Source organism: Streptomyces sp. GL_140, from assembly GCF_057834465.1.
In genome coordinates, this window is sequence record NZ_CM174404.1 from 890,917 (window position 1) to 910,272 (window position 19,356).

12 protein-coding genes and 1 pseudogene are annotated in these 19,356 nt (G+C 69.9%); 7 read left to right on the forward strand and 6 right to left on the reverse strand.

Annotation, left to right across the window (positions count from 1 at the left end; translation table 11 throughout):
- Positions 1 to 84: 84 nt before the first annotated feature.
- A complete protein-coding gene (locus AC3IYJ_RS04180; protein WP_489399987.1) occupies positions 85 to 789 on the forward strand; it encodes a hypothetical protein in 705 nt (234 codons plus the stop codon).
- Between the two features lie 54 nt (positions 790 to 843).
- Here AC3IYJ_RS04180 and AC3IYJ_RS04185 read toward each other — a convergent pair whose 3' ends face one another.
- A complete protein-coding gene (locus tag AC3IYJ_RS04185; RefSeq protein WP_489399988.1) occupies positions 844 to 2,568 on the reverse strand; it encodes a glycosyltransferase family 2 protein in 1,725 nt (574 codons plus the stop codon).
- A gap of 698 nt (positions 2,569 to 3,266) precedes the next feature.
- Here AC3IYJ_RS04185 and AC3IYJ_RS04190 point away from each other — a divergent pair.
- Complete coding sequence (locus AC3IYJ_RS04190; RefSeq protein ID WP_489399989.1) at positions 3,267 to 3,506, forward strand: hypothetical protein; 240 nt, start codon at positions 3,267 to 3,269, stop codon at positions 3,504 to 3,506.
- Positions 3,507 to 3,613: 107 nt separating this feature from the next.
- Here AC3IYJ_RS04190 and araD read toward each other — a convergent pair whose 3' ends face one another.
- Positions 3,614 to 4,351 (reverse strand): L-ribulose-5-phosphate 4-epimerase AraD, encoded by a 738-nt coding sequence (araD, locus tag AC3IYJ_RS04195; protein ID WP_489399990.1) that lies wholly within the window; start codon positions 4,349 to 4,351, stop codon positions 3,614 to 3,616.
- Positions 4,352 to 4,622: 271 nt separating this feature from the next.
- On the opposite strand from araD, the gene AC3IYJ_RS04200 reads away from it, so the two are divergent.
- Positions 4,623 to 5,681, forward strand: a complete 1,059-nt coding sequence (locus tag AC3IYJ_RS04200; protein WP_489399991.1) for a LacI family DNA-binding transcriptional regulator — start codon at positions 4,623 to 4,625, stop codon at positions 5,679 to 5,681.
- 125 nt (positions 5,682 to 5,806) lie between these two features.
- On the opposite strand, the gene yjfF is transcribed toward AC3IYJ_RS04200, so the two are convergent.
- From yjfF to AC3IYJ_RS04220, 4 genes are all read right to left on the reverse strand, one after another.
- The gene (gene yjfF / locus AC3IYJ_RS04205) at positions 5,807 to 6,829 is read right to left on the reverse strand and encodes a galactofuranose ABC transporter, permease protein YjfF (RefSeq protein ID WP_489399992.1); all 1,023 of its coding nucleotides are present in this window, start codon (positions 6,827 to 6,829) and stop codon (positions 5,807 to 5,809) included.
- Complete coding sequence (locus AC3IYJ_RS04210) at positions 6,826 to 7,926, reverse strand: ABC transporter permease (protein ID WP_489399993.1); 1,101 nt, start codon at positions 7,924 to 7,926, stop codon at positions 6,826 to 6,828. Before AC3IYJ_RS04210 ends, yjfF begins: the two co-directional genes overlap by 4 nt.
- The gene (locus AC3IYJ_RS04215) at positions 7,923 to 9,482 is read right to left on the reverse strand and encodes a sugar ABC transporter ATP-binding protein (RefSeq protein ID WP_489399994.1); all 1,560 of its coding nucleotides are present in this window, start codon (positions 9,480 to 9,482) and stop codon (positions 7,923 to 7,925) included. The genes AC3IYJ_RS04210 and AC3IYJ_RS04215 overlap by 4 nt, the downstream gene beginning before the upstream one ends.
- 104 nt (positions 9,483 to 9,586) lie before the next feature.
- Entirely contained in the window at positions 9,587 to 10,582 is a 996-nt protein-coding gene (locus AC3IYJ_RS04220) for an ABC transporter substrate-binding protein (RefSeq protein ID WP_489399995.1), read from the reverse strand.
- 429 nt (positions 10,583 to 11,011) lie between these two features.
- Between AC3IYJ_RS04220 and araB the strand changes: the two genes are divergently transcribed.
- From araB to AC3IYJ_RS04240, 4 genes and pseudogenes are all read left to right on the forward strand, one after another.
- On the forward strand, positions 11,012 to 12,706 hold the full coding sequence (gene araB, locus AC3IYJ_RS04225) for a ribulokinase (RefSeq protein ID WP_489399996.1): 1,695 nt from the start codon (positions 11,012 to 11,014) through the stop codon (positions 12,704 to 12,706).
- A gap of 82 nt (positions 12,707 to 12,788) precedes the next feature.
- Complete coding sequence (araA, locus tag AC3IYJ_RS04230; protein ID WP_489399997.1) at positions 12,789 to 14,300, forward strand: L-arabinose isomerase; 1,512 nt, start codon at positions 12,789 to 12,791, stop codon at positions 14,298 to 14,300.
- A 147-nt stretch (positions 14,301 to 14,447) separates the two neighbouring features.
- Entirely contained in the window at positions 14,448 to 16,880 is a 2,433-nt protein-coding gene (locus AC3IYJ_RS04235; protein WP_489399998.1) for a SpoIIE family protein phosphatase, read from the forward strand.
- Positions 16,881 to 17,081: 201 nt separating this feature from the next.
- A pseudogene (locus tag AC3IYJ_RS04240) lies at positions 17,082 to 19,325 on the forward strand (glycoside hydrolase family 3 protein); the annotation flags it as partial.
- Positions 19,326 to 19,356 lie beyond the last annotated feature (31 nt).

A 19,356-nucleotide genomic window follows, 5' to 3' on the forward strand; every position in this document is an offset into this window, starting at 1 on the left:
CGGGACCGACGCAGGCGTAGACGCGTGAACGTCCAGAATGAAGCCCAAGGGGGGATCCCCCGCATCCGAAAAGGGGAGTTGGGCGTGTCGAAGACGAATCCGAGCCGTTCCGTCCTGGTCGCCGCGACCGGTGTGTGCGTCGGAGTCCTGCTGACCGCCTGCAGCAGCGGGCCGCCGCAGCTGAAGTTCGAGCCGGCGAAGCCGTCGGGCGCACGGATCGGCGCACAGCCCGCACGAGGAGGTTCGCTGCCTGTCGATCAGTGGCCCAACGCGTGCGAGGTGCTGGGCGATGAGGAGATCCGCGCGATCCTGCCGCAGGCGAAGGGCTTCGAACGCAAGCCGGTCAAGGTCACCGTCATCAACTTCAATCCGCTCGGCAAGTCGGATCCAGGAACTACGGGCGACGTGCCGACGGGTGGCTGCAACACAGAATTCGGATTGCCCGCCAAGTACGAGAGCAAGCGCAACAGCAGCATCCGCATCGACTTCAAGACCGTCGCCGATCCCGCTCTCGTGGCAGATGCCTACGCCAAGGACCGTGAATACGAAGCAAAGCAGGCCGGTCAGGGCGCCACCAAGTTCCGGGACCTCAACGACTCGCTGGGTGCGGCAGGTTGCTACACCAAGAGCTCGTCCGCCGGCATGGTCTGCCACCAGGGCCCGTACGAGTTCGAGGTGGGCGGCTCGTCGACCGCAGACAGCGTGGGGAAGTACCCGGAGTCCAACGAGAACTGGCGCGAGAAGGTCCTGGCCGAGGTGGTCCGCACCTTGAGTGCCCGCATGGTGTGAGCGCGGAAACGGCGCAGCGGCATCGCGCCGAGGCGCACTCCCTCGCGAACTGCCTCATCCCCTGTGGGGTTCGATGGCTCTGACTCGAGCCATCGAGCGCCGGACGATGGAGCGGAGGACCTCGCGCACCACCGCCCCCGGGGCCTTCGTCGAGTGTGCCCGGGGAAGAGGGTGAGTGGTCTTCTGGTCCATCGAGCTCGCGGAGCTCGCTGTTGCGCGGCACGGTTCTCCGGCGGCGCTCGCCCCCATCGGCTCTCCGTCCACGCCGACGTCCAGGTTCAGGTGCCCGTACTTTTCACTCTGGAACACTGCCGCAGTGGTGGTACCCGGCCCCCGGCCACGGCCACGGCCAACAGGCAGAGCGCCTCGGTCCACAGCCGCCGGGCCTTCGCGGGTCGGCCGTGGCAGCCAAGCCTCTTTGCACAGTCCATCGGCATCGACCACGACCCGCATCGTCCATATCCCCGCTGGCAACGGGTGGCCGTCCGCCACCCGCCCTATGTCTATGGCGCACTCATAGCCGCCGTCCTCGGCGATTTGAGCCGGTATTCGGTACGTGGAGTCCTGCTGGCGCAGAAGTATCCCCGCGCGTTGGCCGGGGAGGCCGGCCACCCCTCCGAGCACGGCTCGCCCGGTGAGCCGCAGCACGGGCCCGTCCCAGTGGTAGTCCGTGACCTCCTGGTGGAGCACGACCTTCGCGGTGAGGTCGAAGAGGGAGTCCGGCAGCCCGGTGGCCGACGACCGGAAACCGGGGTAGCCGGCGTAGGCCCGCCCATCGACCACGATCGTCGACACACCCTCTGGAGCGGCCTCGGCCGCGATCACCGCTGTCAGAGCGGCGAGGTCGCCCGTGCGCAGCAGGTGGGCGCGCAGCCTCAGGCCCGGCGGCATCCGCGTCAGGATTCCTTCGGTGAGCCACCGTTCCACGAGGGGGGCGGCGGCCTCCGCCATGGCGGCACGGCCGGCCTCGTCACGCGTCAGGTAGTGCGGGCCGAACGGTGCGAGGACTTCTCCTTGGAAGTGGCGCCGCATGAGCTTGTCGCGGTCGGGCCCGGCGGGGACGTGGGCGGCGACGAGATCGAGGACGTCACCGACGAAGCGGAGCTGCTCGGGCCAGTCCAGGTCCTGACTCATGGCGTTGCTGCCGTCCTGACGTCCTTCCAGGTAGTAGCAGTCGTGATCGGCGACCACCGAAACCTTCGAGGCGCGCATCAGCCCCTCCACCGCGAAGGGAAGGTCCTCGTTGACCAGCCTTCCCTCGGCGAAACGCAGACCGTACGCATCGATCAGGGTGCGCCTCCACAGCTTGTAGGCCGCGAGGGTCCAGTAGACCGGCGAATCGAAGATGCTCACGTCGGCACACGTAGTCCGCAGATCAACAGGCGCGCTTCGCCCATTGACCCCCACGATTCTTCCGTACACGATGTCGGAGCCGTTTTCGTCGGCCATGGCGACCAACCGCTGCAGGGCTTCATCGCCGAGGCGGTCGTCGGAGTCGAGGAAGAACAGGTACCTGCCGGCGGCCACCTCAATGCCGAGGTTGCGGGGGCGCCCCGCACCACCGGAGGCGTTCTGGTGGATGACCGAGACGTTCGGGTGCGACGTGGCCCAGGCATCCAGCCAGGCCCCCGACCCGTCGGTCGAACCGTCGTCCACGGCGATGACCTCGATCCGCTCCTGTCCCAGAGTCTGCGCCAGGACCGATGCGAAGCATCGTGGCAGGTAGCGCAGTGTGTTGTGCACCGGCACCACAACGCTGACGTCCAACTGGGAACTCATGCGCCATTGCCCTTCATTCGACGGTCCGTGACACACGGAAGGTCCCGCGTATCCGAGCCTGCCCTCCAGGACGGAGAACCACACACCTGGCGCTTCGGGCCCGCAATACTTTTACCGGTTCCGAAGAAGGTGCTGGATGCATACTCAGAATTTTCTCAGAGGACTACCCGAAGAATTCTCACCAAATCGAGCGTTCGGGAATCGATCACGCCCCGCACACCATCTCACCTCACATTTCCCGGCGACCCGCGCAGCTAATTTTGCTCGATTTTTTCGATACTTTAATGCGCCTTGACTATTTGGCGAGCGGGAGCACATCGCACAGGTGAAGGTGGGCGGCCCGGTTTCCCACCGCATTCGCCTTGCGCCCTCCCGACTCCAAACGCGTCGCGGTCAACACCGCCTTCCCGAAACAGGTGCCACTCTGCAATTCCGGCAGGGCTCACGCACCAGGAGGTCGCTGGCGGTGGCGTTCGCGCCGCTGGTGTAAACGCCGGTCGCCGCGCTCTGCGGGAGGTGGCGGATGGGAACGGTGCGCCGCATCGGACGCCGAATCGCCTCCCGGTCGCAGGGGCGCACCCGGCGCGGAAGGCTGGTGCGTGCCGTGCGGTGCGCTGGGTGGGGTGGAGCCGGTGTCGGCCGTCCGGGTCGGTCCACCCGGGCAAGATGCGGATGTTACCGGTGACGGGGGTGAGGACGTGGTGGGCCGCCTCGCGCCGGCCGACGTCATCGTCCATGCCTGCCTGCTGCTGGCCGCCGCCATTGCGCTCGGAGACGGCCTACGGCAACTGACGCAGGGGAGCCCGGCAGGTCCGGCGGACGCCGACAACCTGCGCCGCTTCATCGCAGGCGTCTACACCGGCTGGGTTCCCCCTGTTCGCCACGGCGCTGGGAGCGGATCGGCGCCCGCAGGTACGGCATCGTCGGACGCCTCATGATCCTTCACAGCCGACTGCGCGGCAGAGCGGACGGGACACTGGGCATCCGCGTACGGCTCACCCCGACGATTCGATGTCCAACGCCTCGATTTGGATGACAAAGGACATCAGACGCCCGGCGCGTGAGGGGTGTTGCCGTAGTAGGCGTCCGGTCCGTGCTTGCGGGTGAAGTGCCGCTCCAGCAGGTGCCTCGGCGGTTCGGAGGTGTCCCCGAGGCGGGACCCCAGCGCCAGCGTGTGCAGCGCCATCTCCGCCACCGCCTCGCAGACGATGGCGTTCTCCAGCGCGGCCTTCGCGGTGGCGCCCCATGTGAAGGGGCCGTGTCGGGAGACCAGCGCTCCGGGGACCTCCTCGGCCCGGCGGGGGTCGCCGTCGAGCCGGGCGACGATCACCTGTCCGGTGTTGTACTCGTAGTCCTTCGCGCACTGCTCGGCGGTGAGGTCCGCCGTCACGGGGACGGGGCCGTTGAAGGTGTCGGCGTGCGTCGTACCGAGCACGGGGATCGGGCGGCGTGCCTGGGCGAAGGCGACGGCGTGCGTCGAGTGCGTGTGGGTGACACCGCCGATGAAGGGGAAGGCCCGGTAGAGACACCGATGGGTTTCGGTGTCGGTGGATGGCCTGAGGTCCCCGTCGACGACGTGGCCGTCCTCCAGCGCCACCACGACGAGGTCCTCCTCCGAGAGGTCGGCGTACGAGACCCCGGACGGCTTGATGACGAAGACGCCGGCGTCCCGGTCCACTCCGCTGACGTTTCCCCAGGTGAGGGTCGCCAGGCCCGCTTCCGGGATGCGTAGGTTGGCCGCGAGGACCTCGCGACGGAGGTTCTTGAGGAGGGTCTCGCTCACTACGCTCTCACCGTCTCTCCGACACGCGCGGAGGCTTCTTGGGGCCGACGTCCGGCAGGCCCGGCCATCGCGCATGAGTGGGCTGGACCGATCGGGGGCCGCGCCAGACATCGCGGCTGCTGCGAGATCGCAGCTACCCCCTCTCTCCAATTGTGAGCGCTAACAAGCAGAGATCTCAAGATGCACGAGAAGATTCCTGCCCACAACATGCGACCCTCGCTGCATAATGTGAACGCGAACATCGAGCCGCTCGACGAGGAGAGGAAGAGCGTTGACCCAGCTACCTGACGTCTCGCGAGCGCCCACGATGACGGACGTCGCACGTGTCGCCGGCGTGTCCCACCAGACCGTTTCACGGGTGCTCAGCGACCATCCGAACGTCAGCGCCAAGACCCGGACCGCCGTGACGCAGGTCATCGAGCAGCTGGGGTACCGCCGCAACTCGGCAGCCAGGGCTCTGGCCACCCGCCGGACCCACACGCTGGGCGTCATCGCGGTGAACACGACTCTGCACGGACCCGCCAGCACCGTGGCGGGAGTTCAGGAAGCGGCTCGCGACCGCGGCTACCTGACGTCCGCCGTCACGCTCCGGACCGCCACACGGACGGCCCTCGCCGAAGCCATGCAGCACCTCGCCGGGTGGGGCGTGGAGGGGATCGTCGCCGTCACTCCCCAACGCGACGCGGTGAGGGCCCTTGCGGCATTGGAAGCACCATGCCCGGTGGTCACCGTGGAAGGCGGCCACACCCTGGACCTGCCGGGGGTCTCGCTGGACCAGAACCTCGGCGCCCGCCTGATCACGGAACATCTTCTCGCGTCGGGCCACGCCACCGTCTGGCATGTCGCAGGCCCTCCCGACTGGCTCGAGAACGAGGCCCGCACCCAGGGGTGGGAGGACGCGCTGCGAGAGGCAGGCGCCGAGGTGCCGCCCCTGCTGCGCGGCGACTGGAGTCCGCTGTCGGGATACCAGGCCGGCCAGCAGCTCGCGGGCCGGGTCCGGGCGTCACGAGGGCGGGGAGCGGGCCTCACCGCGGTGTTCGTCGCCAACGACCAGATGGCACTCGGCGTGCTACGGGCCCTGCGGGAAGCGGGCCTGCGCACGCCGGAGGACGTGGCGGTCGCCGGCTTCGACGACATCCCCGAGGCGGAGTTCTTCCCGCCCCCGCTGACGACGATCCGTCAGGACTTCGCCTCGATCGGCCGCGCCAGCATCGAGCTGCTCCTGGACCACATCGAAGGCCGGACCGACGAGTCGACGCACCTGGTGGTGGCGCCCGAGCTCATCGTGCGCGCCAGCACGGCCCGCAGGAGCTCTCCCCTCGGGGAATGACCCCACACATCGCGCGGGCCGGCCGGTGGGTGACCCCGTCGACGACGGGACGGGCGCCGCGCGCGTGGACCTCCACGCGGCCCGGCCGGGGAAGCCGAGCCACCACCTCTCAGAGGCGCCGGGAGTCAGTCGGCGGCAGGGCGGCGTCCGCCCATCAGGCGTTGCAGCACGATGAACACGAGCAGCAGGGCACCGACGACGATCCGGGTCCACCAGGAGCTGAGCGTGCCCTGGAAGTTGACGACCGTCTGGATCATGCCGAGGACGAGCACGCCGAGTGCGGTGCCCAGGACGAAGCCGGAACCTCCGGTCAGCAGCGTGCCGCCGATCACGGTGGCGGCGATCGCGTCGAGTTCCATGCCCATGGCGTGGAGGGCGTAGCCGGAGAGCATGTAGAAGGTCAGCAGCAGGCCCCCGAGTGCGGAGCACAGGCCGCTGACGGCGTACACGGCGATCTTGGTGGAGCTCACCGGAAGGCCCATCAGGCGTGCGGAGGCCTCGTTGCCGCCCAGCGCGTACACGTTGCGGCCGAAGCGCGTGTGGTGCAGTACGACGAAGGCGATCACCAGCACGGCCAGGGCGATGACCACCGGGATCGAGACGAACAGTCCCCCCGGGCCGTACAGCCGGGTCTGTGCGATCCCCGCCGTGGTGGGGTCGGTGATCGTGATGGATTCGGTGCTGATCGTGTAGCAGAGACCGCGGGCGAGGAACATGCCGGCCAGCGTGACGATGAAGGGCTGGATCTCGAAGGTGTGGATGATCCACCCCATGAGCGCCCCGCTCGCGGCGCCGACCAGCAGGACCAGGGGGATGACGGCGGCCAGCGGCCAGCCGTGCGACTCGACCAGCCAGGCGGTGAGCATGGTCGACAGGGCCACCATGGAGCCCACGGACAGATCGATGCCGCCGGTGAGGATGACGAAGGTCGCCCCGACCGCGACGACCAGCAGGAATCCGTTGTCGATCAGCAGGTTCAGCACGACTTGCGCGGAGAGGAAGCCCTCGTAGCGCACCGATCCGACGCCGAACATGACGACCAGCAGGACGGCCGTGACGATCAGTGGGATACGGGTGCGGGTGCGCGGGGACACGGTCGCGAAGGGGCGGGTGAGCCCAGCGGCGGCGCTCGCGATGCCGGTACTCATGCGCGTACCTCCTGCTGCTGCGGGGCGGCGCCCGACGATGTGTGGGAGCGGGGAGTCGTCGTTCCGCGGCGGCGCAGGACCTTGGCCCGGAAGACCGGGGACTGCACGAGGCAGACGACGATGACGACGAAGGCCTTGAAGACGAGGGTGGTCTCGGGCGGGACGCCGAGGGTGTAGACGGTGGTGGAGAGGGTCTGGATGATCAGCGCGCCCAGGACGGTGCCGCCGAGGGAGAAGCGTCCCCCGGTCAGGGCGGTGCCGCCGACGACGACGGCGAGGATCGCGTCGAGTTCGATCCACAGGCCGGCGTTGTTGCCGTCGGCACTGGAGACGTTGGAGCTGATCATCAGCCCGGCGACGGCGGCACACAGCGCGCTGAAGACGTAGACGAGGGCGAGCAGACCTCCGGCGCGGATGCCGACCAGGCGGCTGGCGGCGGGGTTGCCGCCCACGGACTCGATCAGCATGCCCAGTGCGCTGCGACGGGTGATGAGGGCGGTGAGCGCGAAGAGGGCGGCCGCCAGGAGGACGGCGAACGGGAAGGTCAGCCAGTAGCCGCCCCCGATCATCTTGTAGGGAGCGCTGGTCACCGTGATGATCTGGCCGCCCGTGATCAGCTGGGCGACGCCGCGCCCCGCGACCATGAGGATCAAGGTGGCCACGATGGGCTGTACCCCCAGCCCCGACACCAGGAAGCCGTTGGCGAGGCCCAGCACGAGGGCGACCCCGAGCGCGAGGGCGACGGCCGTGAGCATGGTGGCGACGCTGCCGGGCCGGGCGGCGGTGGAGATGTGCCCGCAGGCGAGGGCGCCGGCGATGGCGACGGTGGAACCCACCGAGAGGTCGATGCCGCGGGTGGCGATGACGAGGGTCATGCCGAGCGCGACCAGGGTGAGGGGCGCGCCGAACTGGAGGATGTCGACGAGGCTGCCGTAGAGGTGGCCGTCGCGTACCCGGACGGCGAAGAAGTCGTGGTGGAACGCGAGGTTGCCGAGGAGCAGGGCGAGCAGGATGAGCGTCGGCCACAGCAGGCGGTGGCCGGTCAGCCGTCTCGCGATTCCGCGGACCGCCTCGGACTGGGCGGGCTGGGGGGTCATGAGTCCGATCCGGTGGCGATGGTGGTCAGGATGCGTTCGGGCGTGACGCCGTCGTCGTTCGTGAGGGTGGCCACCATGCGGTGGTCGCGGAGCACGGCGATGTGGTGGCTCAGCCGCAGGACCTCTTCGAGTTCGGCCGAGATGAACAGCACGGCGGTGCCCTCGCCCGCCAGGCGGGCCACGAGTTTCTGGATCTCCGCCTTGGCCCCGACGTCGATGCCCCGGGTGGGCTCGTCGAGGATCAGGAGCCGGGGTTCGGTCAGCAGCCACCTCGCGAGAAGGACCTTCTGCTGGTTGCCTCCGCTGAGGTTGCGTACCTGCGCTTCGGGGTCGGCGGGGCGGATGTCCAGGGCTTCGATCCAGTGCCGGGCCAGTTCGTCCTGTTTCGCACGGGCCAGCGGTCTGGCCCAGCCGCGGGCGGCCTGCAGCGCGAGGACGATGTTCTCGCGGACCGTGAGCTCACCCACCAGCCCCTCGGACTTGCGGTTCTCGGAGCAGAACGCGATGCCCCGGGCGATGGCGTGGCGGGGGGTGCGAAGGAGCACCTTCTCGCCCTCGATGGTCACCTCTCCGCCGTCCGCGCTGTCCGCGCCGAACAGGAGGCGCGCCACCTCGGTGCGGCCCGAGCCGAGGAGGCCGGCCAGTCCGATGACCTCGCCGGCATGGATGTCGAGGTCGTACGGATCGATCGAGCCCGTGCGGGTCAGTTGCCGGGCCCGGAGGAACGGCTCGCCGGCCTCCCGTTCGGCCGCTGCCTCGTGGGCACGTTCGGACAGCTGGTCCAGGGTGGCCAGTTCTCCGCCGATCATGCGCTGTACCAGTGTCACCGGATTGAGTTCGCCGATGGGGTACTCGCCTTCCAGGCGGCCGTTGCGCAGGATGGTGACCCGGTCGCAGAGATCGAATACCTGGTCGAGGAAGTGCGTGACGAAGAGGATGGCCGCACCGCGGTCCCGCAGGCGCCGCACCAGGGCGAAGAGCTGCGCGACCTCCTCGCGGTCCAGGCTGGAGGTGGGTTCGTCCAGTACGAGCACCTTCGCCGAGACGTCCACCGCCCGGACGATGGCGACCAGCTGCTGCACCGCCAGGGAGTGCGAACCGAGCAGACTGGTGACGTCGAGGTCGAGGTCCAGTTCCGTCAGCAGCTCTGCCGCCCGCTGCCGCATCGCGGACCAGTGGATGAGACCGAGCCGGCGCGGTTCGCGCCCGATGAGGATGTTCTCGGCGACCGAGATGTTCGGGCAGAGGTTGACCTCCTGGTAGACGGTGCTGATTCCGGCCTGCTGCGCCTGGAGGGGGTCCGCGAAGGTGTGGGCTCGGCCGTCGACGAGGACGGTGCCGCCTTCGACGGGGTGGACCCCGGTGAGCACCTTGATCAAGGTGGACTTCCCGGCGCCGTTCTCGCCCATCAGGGCGTGCACCTCACCGGGGAAGAGCCGCAGGTCGACTCCGTCGAGGGCGAGCACGCCCGGGAACTGCTTGCGGATGTCCCGGGCTTCCAGGACCGGCCGCGGACCGGCGTCGTCCGCGGGCTGCGGGGTGGACGGGGATGCCATCCGCACTCCTCTCGTGGGTGGGGTGGTGGAGCGGGCTCCGGACGGCGGAGGAGGCACGGGGGGCTAAGCCCCCTTGGCCTCCTCCCGCGCCGGAGCGTGCGGTCTCAGTAGTTCCGGGACGGCAGCGCGGCCGCGGCCTTGTCCTGCGGGAAGACGCCCTCCACGGTCTCGACGCGCGCCGGCACGCTCTCCCCGGCCGCGACCTTCTTGGTCAGCTCCATCAGCTGGTCACCGAGCATCGGGTTGCACTCCACCACGACGTTGATCTTGCCCTCGGTCATCGCGACGAAGGCGTCCTTGATCCCGTCCACCGAGATCACCTTGATGTCCGTCCCGGGCTTCTTTCCGGACTCCTCGATGGCCTGGATGGCTCCGAGGGCCATGTCGTCGTTGTGCGCGTAGAGGACGTCGATGTCCTTCTGGGACTTCAGGAACGCCTGCATGACCTCCTTGCCCTTGGCGCGGGTGAAGTCGCCCGACTGCGAGGCGACGATCTTGAACTTGCCGTCGGCGCGGATGACATCGGCGAAACCGGCCTTGCGGTCGTTGGCGGGTGCGGAGCCCGTGGTGCCCTGGAGCTCAACGATGTTGACCGGGCCTTGATCGTTCGCGTACGCGGCGGTCAGCCACTCGCCCGCGGACTTGCCCTCCTTGACGAAGTCGGAGCCCAGGAAGGTCTTGTAGAGGGAGGTGTCCTTGGTGTCCACGGCGCGGTCGGTGAGGATGACCGGGATGCCGGCGTCCTTCGCCTCCTTCAGGACCGTGTCCCAACCGGACTCCACGACCGGCGAGAAGGCGATCACGTCGACCTTCTGCTGAATGAAGGTGCGGATCGCCTTGATCTGGTTCTCCTGCTTCTGCTGCCCGTCGGAGAACTTGAGGGTGATCCCGGCCTTCTTCGCCGCCTCCTGGACGGACTTGGTGTTGGCGGTGCGCCAACCGCTCTCGGCGCCGACCTGGGCGAAGCCGAGCGTGATCGTCTTGCCGGATCCCGCCTTGGCCTCCGAGGGGGAGCTGGAGGCGGGGCTGCTCGTCGAACAGGCGGTCAACGAGGAGGCGAGAAGGGCGGCGGTGAGGACGAGAGCTGCTCTGCGGGCCATGTCGAGTGTCCTTTCGGGGTGCACGGAAGAGGCGCCGCGCGGCGGGGGCCGGGCTTTGCCCAAGAAGAGTCCAGGGGTGCCTCGCCGCACGACGGCCGGATCGGCTCGGCGTCGGGTGGGGCGGGGACGGAGGCGGGGACGGAGAGGCGTCGGCAGGTGAGAGAGCCCTTGAGATGAGGGCGCCGTCGCATTGTGAGCGTTAACAAGCTACGTTCTCAACCCTCTTGCGCACGTTACCTGTCCGTTACCGAGCCGGGCGCGGCAACGAGACCGTAACCTGCGCGAGCCTCTTGCTTATCGACATTGTTAGCGCTCACACTATGGACGGATCACACCCGCCCTACCGCCAGGATCACGGGCGGCAACTCCGTCGGCCGGGCCGGCTCACGGGCCGATCGCTGCCACGCAGCTCCTTCGAAAGGCACTCTGTTGACGTCACCCCATCTCCTCGCGCCCACCCCGTATCCCGAGGAATCGGAGCAGTTCACGGTCGGCGTCGACTTCGGCACACTGTCGGGCCGCGCCGTGGTGGTACGGGTTCGCGACGGTCTGGAGCTGGCCGCGGCGGTCCACGCCTACGAGCACGGCGTCATCGACCGGAACCTGCCGCAAGGCGGTGCCCAACTGCCTCCGGACTGGGCCCTGCAACACCCGCAGGACTGGCGGGACGTACTGCGCCGCGCCGTCCCGGAGGCCCTGGCGGCGGCCGGGATCGATCCTGCCGCGGTGATCGGCATGGCCACCGACTTCACCGCGTGCACCGTCCTGCCCACGCTGGCCGACGGGACTCCCCTCGCCGAGACGGAGCTCTCCGGACGGCCGCACGCGTGGCCCAAGCTGTGGAAGCACCACGCGGCCCAGTCGCATGCCGACCGCATCAACGAACTCGCCCACGCCCGCGGGGAGAAGTGGATCGCCCGCTACGGCGGCCGGATCTCCTCCGAGTGGCAGTTCGCGAAGGCCCTCCAGGTCCTGGAGGAGGATCCGCTCGTCTACGAATCCTGCGCGCGGTGGATCGAGGCCGCCGACTGGATCGTGTGGCAGCTCACCGGAACCGAGTCCCGCAACGCCTGCACGGCCGGCTACAAGGGCATCCACCAGGACGGCGCCTACCCGAGCGAGGAGTACCTCGCAGCGCTGAACCCCCGGTTCGCCGACTTCGCACGTACCCGCCTCGAGTTCCCCCTCTCCGCGCTGGGCTCACGCGTGGGCTCCCTCAGTGCCGAGGCGGCGGCTTGGACGGGGCTGCGCCCCGGCATCGCCGTGGCAGCGGGCAACGTCGACGCCCACGTCACCGCGGCGGCGGCCCGGGCCGTCGAGGACGGTCAACTGCTCGCCATCATGGGGACCTCCACCTGCCACGTCGTGAACGCCCCCGTTCTCGCCGACGTTCCCGGCATCTGCGGTGTCGTCAACGGCGGGATCGTCGAGGGGACGTACGGCTACGAGGCCGGACAGAGCGCGGTCGGCGACATCTTCGCCTGGGTACTGGACCAGGGCGTCCCGTCGGACTACCTCGCCGAGGCTGCCGAACGCGGCGAGGACCTGCACACCCTGCTGACCCGGAAAGCCGCCCGACAGCCGGTCGGCGGCCACGGACTGGTCGCCCTCGACTGGCTCAACGGCAACCGTTCGGTCCTCGTCGACCACCACCTCTCCGGAGTCGTCGTGGGTCTCACCCTCGCGACCCGCCCCGAGGACGTCTACCGCGCGCTGCTCGAAGCCACCGCGTTCGGCACCCGCGTCATCGTGGAGGCCCTGGAGGCGGGCGGCGTACCGGTGCACGAGTTCATCGTCGCCGGCGGACTGGCCAAGAACGACCTGCTGATGCAGATCTACTCCGACGTGCTGCGCCGCCCCGTCTCCCTCGCCGCGTCCGACCAGGGCCCCGCCCTGGGGTCGGCCATCCACGCCGCCGTGGCCGCCGGCGCACACGCCGACGTGCGGGCGGCCACCGCCGCCATGGGCCGCCGACGGCCCGCCGTCCACACACCCGACGCCTCGCGAGCCGACGCCTACGACGCCCTGTTCGCCGAGTACCGGATCCTGCACGACCACTTCGCCACCGGCGGCCTGCTGCACCGCCTGAGGAGCATGCGCGACACGGCCCGCGCCGCGGGCTGACCCCGCCCCGCTGTCCGTTCCACCTTCCCCACCCGCCCGCCGCCCTCGCCAGCGTTGCGGAACGTCACCTCCAGGAGTCCATGTGCCCAGCCAAGCATCCCCCGCCCAGGAGATCTGGTTCCTCACCGGCAGCCAAGGCCTGTACGGAGAGGAGACGCTGAGGCAGGTCGCCGACCAGTCGCGGCAGATCGCCGCCGCACTGGCCGACGCATCCGGCATGCCCGCGCGCGTGGTGTGGAAGCCGGTACTGACCGACGCCGACGCCATCCGCCGGGTGTGCCTCGACGCCAACGCCGACGACCGGTGCATCGGGCTCATCGCCTGGATGCACACCTTCTCGCCGGCCAAGATGTGGATCGCCGGACTGGACGCGCTGCGCAAGCCGTTGCTGCATCTCCACACCCAGTCGAACGTGGCCCTGCCCTGGGACACCATCGACATGGACTTCATGAACCTCAACCAAGCCGCGCACGGAGACCGGGAGTTCGGGCACATCCAGACCCGTCTCGGCGTACCCCGCAAGACCGTGGCCGGCCACGTCACCGACCCGGTGACGACCGAACGCATCGCCATCTGGGCGCGGGCGGCCGCCGCACGATCCGAACTGGCCACCCTCAAGGTCGCCCGCTTCGGCGACAACATGCGCGACGTGGCCGTCACCGAGGGCGACAAGGTCGAGGCCCAGCTGCGCTTCGGCGTCTCCGTCAACACCTACGGCGTCAACGACCTGGTGGAGGTGGTCGACGGCGCGGACGAGACCGAGGTGACCGCCCTCGTCAAGGAGTACGAGGACCTGTACGACCTGGCGCCGGAACTGCGCCCCGGAGGCGACCGGCACGACTCGCTGCGCTACGCGGCCCGCATCGAAGCCGGCCTTCGCACCTTCCTGGAAACGGGCGGCTTCGGGGCCTTCACCACCAACTTCGAGGACCTCGGCGGACTGCGGCAGCTACCCGGCCTCGCGGTCCAGCGGCTCATGGCCCAGGGGCACGGCTTCGGCGGGGAGGGCGACTGGAAGACCGCCGTCCTGCTGCGCGCCCTCAAGGTGGCCGCCACAGGCCTGCCGGGCGGCACCTCCTTCATGGAGGACTACACCTACGATCTGACACCGGGCAACGAGCTCATCCTCGGGGCACACATGCTGGAAGTCTGTCCCACCGTCGCGGCCGCCAGGCCCCGCTGCGAGATCCACCCCCTCGGCATAGGCGGCCGGGAGGACCCGGTGCGCCTGGTGTTCGACGCCGCCCCCGGCCCGGCCGTGGTGGTCGGCCTCGCCGACCTCGGCGACCGCTTCCGCCTGATCGCCAACGACATCGACGTGGTGGCACCCCCTCACCCACTGCCCGCCCTGCCCGTTGCCCGCGCGGTCTGGCGGCCCCACCCCGACCTGCGGACCTCCACCGAGTCCTGGCTGACGGCGGGAGGACCGCACCACACGGTCCTCAGCACCGCCCTCACATCCGACCACCTCGACGACCTGGCGGAGATGCTCCGCCTCGAACTCGCCCTCATCGACGGGACCACCACCCCGAAGCAGTTCCGGCGCGATCTCCGCTGGAACCAGGCGTACTACCGGCTGTCACAAGGGCTGTGAGCCGGGCCTCGGTCACTTGCTGTTCGCCACCCGATACGAACCGTGACCGCAGGGCGCGCCGGACGGAGCGGACCTAGTCTGGAAGCAGCCGCCGGAGGACCGGTCCTGGCGAGCACCGCTGTCCGGACGGAGGCGTGGCGCGTGGAGATGGCTGCCGAGCAGGATGCCCCGACCGCCGCTTTCTTGGTCGACGCGGACGGCATGGTGAGCGGCTGGAGCGAGGCCGGGCGGCTGCTGCTGGGATGGACCGCGGAGGAGGCCGTGGGGCGGCCCGTGACCGACCTGTTGGTCGATCGCCCACCACCCGGCTTCCCCGAGGGCTACGGCGCCGACCCCGCAGGGTTCATCCCCCTGCGCCACCGGGACGGCTCCACGGTGGACGCCGTGGTGGCGGCCAACGCGCTGCTCGGCCCCGACGGGCGGGCGTTGGGCCAGGTGGTGACCATCCAGCGTTGGAGAAGCCGCCCGGTGATCGCCGACCGGGCCTTCGAGCAGTGCCCCTTCGCTCTGGGCGTCTACGACCCTGAGCTGCGGTTCCTGTGGATCAACGCCTCCTCGGGCCGGGTGATAGCGCACACCGAGGAGCAGGTGCTCGGTAAGAAGTACCGCGAGGTGCTTCCCGAATTCGACCGCTCGCTGTTTCCCGAAAGGGACGACAAGCCCTACACCGACCAGCTCTCCGAAGTGGCGAGGACGGGCAAGCCCGCGCGTCTCATCACCGTCTTCCGCCCGCTCGGCAGTAACTACGCCAACGCCTGGGCCACCAGCATATGGCCCGTCCGAGATGCCGAGGGAAGGGTCCGCGCGGTCGCCAACTGGGGATTCGACATGAGCGCCGAGTACTGGGCTCGACAGCGCCTGCTCATCCTCAACAAGGCCAGCGGCGGCATCGGCCGGACACTCGACGTGATCGGCACCGCCCTGGAACTGGCCACGACCCCGGTCCCGGGATTCGCCGACCTCGTCACCGTGGATCTCTTCGACGAGGTGCTGCGCGGCGAGGAACCGCCCTCCGTGTCCGCGTTCACCCCCGGCGAGACCATCGTGCTCATGCGTGCCGCCCAGCACGGCGCGGATGACGACACAGACCCTGCTCCCGGGCCCACGACACCGGTCAGCCACGCTCTCGGTTCCGTCGCCGCCCGCTGCATCGCCACCGGCAGGTCCACGGTTGAGCTCGCCGCTGAGCCCGGCCAGGGCGGCGAATGGGCCTTCGGGCCCGGGCTCGCCTCCGACCCGGCCCACTGGCCACCCGGCAACCCGTTGATCGACGGGTCCATCGCCGCGGACGGGCTGACCGGCCGGATCACCGCGCCGCTCCGGGCGCGCGGCGCGCTGCTCGGCGTCGTCGCCTTCTCCCGGCGGGACCGGCCCGAGGCCTTCACCGCCGACGACCTGATCCTCGCCGAAGAGCTGACCGCAAAGGCAGCCGTCGCCATCGACAACGCCCGCCGGTACTCGCGCGAGCGCACGACCGCGCTGACGCTGCAACGCAGCCTGCTGCCGCGGGGGGTGCCGACCCAGGAGGCGGTCGAGGTGGCATACCGCTACCTGCCCGGCGGGACCGGAGCGGAAGTGGGCGGCGACTGGTTCGATGTCGTTCCCCTGTCCGGCGCCCGCGTCGCCCTGGTCGTCGGCGACGTCGTCGGTCACGGCCTGCACGCCTCGGCCAGCATGGGCCGGCTGCGTACGGCGGTCCGCACCCTCGCCGACATCGACCTGCCGCCGGACGAGCTGCTGACCCACCTGGACGACCTGGTCATCCACCTGTCCAGCGATCTTCAGCCCACCGGCCACTTCGAGCCGACGGGCGAGTTCGGGGCGACCTGCCTGTACGCGGTCTACGACCCGATCTCCCGCCGCTTCACGCTGGCGAGCGCCGGCCATCCGCTGCCGCTGGTCATCTCCCCGGACGGCACCACGACCCCCGTAGCCGCACAGCCGGGCCCACCGCTCGGCGTCGGTGGGCTGCCTTTCGAGTCCACCGAGCTCGAACTGCCCGCGGGCAGCCTGCTCGCCCTCTACACCGACGGACTGGTGGAAAGCCGCGAGCGCGACGTCGATGAGGGGATCGCCGAACTGCGGCGGGTCCTGGACCACTCGACCACCTCACTGGAGGCCCTGTGCGACACGGTGATGGACGCCATGCTCACCGGACGCCGTACCGACGACGCCGCCCTGCTGCTCGCTCGCACTCACGCGCTGGATCCCCACCACGTCGCCGACTGGGACATCGAGCCCGACTTCGCGCAGGTGTCGCGCGCCAGGAAGTTCGCCGTCGACCAGGTGGACGCCTGGGGCCTGGAGGAGGCTTCATTCGTCACCGAACTGGTCGTCAGCGAGCTGGTCACCAACGCCATCAGATACGGCGAGCCGCCGATCAGGCTGCGTCTGATTCGCGATGGTTCCCTGATCTGCGAGGTCTCCGACGCGAGCAACACCGCTCCGCACCTGCGCCGGGCCCGCGACTTCGACGAGGGCGGCCGGGGCCTGCTGCTCGTCGCCCAGCTCACCCAGGGGTGGGGCACCCGGCACACCACCAACGGCAAGACGATCTGGTGCGCGCAGACCCTCCCCTAGGCCGTCTCTTTCGGATCGTACGGGGCTGCGGGCGTCACCAGCCCGTCCGGAGGAAGTCCCACCGCGCCAAGCCTCCGCATGTCACAGAGGATGCCTTACCGTGCTTCGCGGCGGGCGCGAGCCATCAAGTACACACATCCCCGTATGATCGGCGCCACCCTCGGCATGCAGCTCGGGGGCGCGGTGGGGGGGGAGGGATGAGCGGTGTCTCTGACGGACCCGGCGTACAACCTGGTCAACGGCCGGCCGAACCACGTCTCGCCGTATCTGAGCAAGCATCTGCGCACCTGGACCGAGGAGGAGCTGCTGGTCTGTTCGGACGCGGGCGCGCCCTCCAACCTGGTCGACTCCGAGCACTACTTCGACACCCACGAGGAGGCGACGGCCGCCGCACTCCTGGCCGGGGTCGACAGCTTCACCGACCACGGCACCGACAGCTCGAAGATCACCGCACGGGTCCGCGGCGCCCTCGAGCAGGACCTGCTGACCGAGTCGGACATCGACGCGGCGGTCCGCCGCCAGCTCTCGGTCCGCTTCCGCCTCGGCGAGTTCGACCCGCAGCACGACCCGCACGCGCTCACCACGGAATTCGACACACCCGCTCACCGGGCGCTCGCCCGGGAGGCGGCCGAGCAAGCGGTCGTGCTGCTCAAGAACAGCGGTGACCTGCTGCCGCTCGCGTCCGACAGCCGGATCGCGGTGGTCGGCCCGCTCGCCGACGAGTGCAAGCTCGACTGGTACAGCGGCACGCTCCTGCACCGCAGCACGCCGCTGGCGGGCTTGTACGAGCGGTTCGGATCGGAGCGCGTGCAGTTCACGAAGGGCGTGGACCGGATCCGGCTGAAGACCTCGGCCGGAGCCTTCCTGCACGTCCCCGAGGCGGACGCCCACGACGAGGTGCGCGGCGCCGGAGGCGCCCTCGACCCGGCCCTGCTCGCGGGCCGGACGGACCTGCCCCCGCTCACCACCGACGCGACCGGCACCGAGCTCTCCCTCATCGACTGGGGCGGGGGCGTGCTGACCCTGCGCGCCCCCGACGGCCGCTATCTGTCCGTCGCCGAGGACGGCCGTGTCCGAGCCTCCGCCGACCAGCCCGGAGGCTGGGTCGTGCAGGAGACGTTCCGCCTGGAGCCTCAAGGGAACGGGCACCTCCTTCGGCACATCGGTACGGGTCGCCTCCTCTCTGTCGCCGCGGACGGCCTCAAGGTTGCCGCCGGGAACGGGGAGACCTTCGAGGTCGTCGTCGAACGCGGCGAGGATGCGGTGGACAAGGTCGCCTCGCAGGCGGACGTGGTCCTGGTGGTCGTCGGCAACGATCCGCACATCAACGGACGCGAGACCGAGGACCGTACGACCCTGGCCCTCCCGGCCCACCAGGAGCGCCTCCTGCGCGCGGCCCGCGCGGCCAACCCGAACACGGTGCTGGTGCTGGTGTCGGCGTACCCGTACGCACTCGACCACGCGGAGGTGCCGGCGCTGCTGTGGACGGCCCACGGCGGCCAGGCCGCCGGCACCGCCCTGGCCCGGATCCTGGCCGGCGACACCTCCCCCGCCGGCCGCCTCCCGCAGACCTGGTACGCCGACGACCGCGATCTGCCCGACCTCCTCGACTACGACGTGATCGGCGGCCGCCAGACTTACCTCTACTTCGAGGGCACGCCCCTCTTCCCCTTCGGCCACGGCTTGTCGTACGCGTCCTTCTCCTACGAAGGCCTCACGACCCGCGTCGAGGACGGGACACTGCACGTGTCCTTCACGGTCGGCAACACCGGTGACGTCACCGCTGACGAGGTCGCCCAGCTCTACACCCGGGCCGTCGAGACGTCGGTGCCACGGCCCCGCAGGGAACTGGCCGCGCACGGGCGTGTGACGCTCGCACCCGGCGAGGTCACGGAGATCGCCTTCCGCGTGCCGATGTCGGCCTTCGCGTTCTGGGACGTGGCGCAAGGACGTCTGCGGGTGGCACCGGGCCCCTACGAGATCCTCGTCGGAGCCTCCAGCGAGGACATCCGTCTCACCGGGACCGTCGACCTCGACGGCGAGCCGTCCCTCCCCCGGCCGGTCATGGCGGGCGGCCTGGACGCGGTGGACTTCGACGACCAGAGCGACACGGAGATCGTGGACCGTACGAAGACATCGGGTGACTCCGTCGCCCCCGTGGCCGGCTGCAGGGGCGAGCTGATCTTCCGTGACTGTGACTTCGGAGGAGGGGCTGCCGGAATCACGGTGGAGGCTGCGGGTGAGGGCACGGTCGAACTCTCGCTGGGTGACGGTCCGGTACTGGCAGTGCTCACGCTCTCCCCGAGTACGGCCGGGCCCCACGACTACGCCACGGTGAGCGCCCCCGTCGTCGTGGCGGCCGGTGTGCACGAGGTCCGCCTCGGACTGCGCGGCCCGGTGCGGCTCGCGGGCGTAGCCTTCTCCGTCCGAGGTCGTACCCCGTGAGAAACACCTGAGCCGGGGTGGTGTGTCCTCG